Source organism: Chryseobacterium sp. 14P4.3.2 (assembly GCF_057799275.1).
In genome coordinates, this window is record NZ_JBYOKO010000111.1 from 1 (window position 1) to 216 (window position 216).

The window sequence follows — 216 nt, forward strand, 5'->3', positions numbered from 1 at the left end:
AAAGTCTGTACAATATAACTACCTGAATCTTTCTGATCAGTATATGATCCACCAGAATAGCTTTGGAAAGCCAACCTATAGTACTATCAATTACCTTTACCGTGCTGACGGAACCAAGCTTCGTAAAACGTTTTCTTCTACCCCTCCAAGAGGATCAACTTCAACCCGCATCACAGACTATCTGGACGGTTTTCAGTACAGCTACTTTGAAGGTGT

At 41.2% G+C, this 216-nt stretch carries 1 protein-coding gene; it reads left to right on the plus strand.

Features of this window, described 5'->3' with window-relative positions; genetic code table 11:
- Positions 1–216: hypothetical protein (locus AC27VX_RS23960; protein ID WP_488698501.1), on the plus strand; the 216-nt coding region annotated here is incomplete at both ends.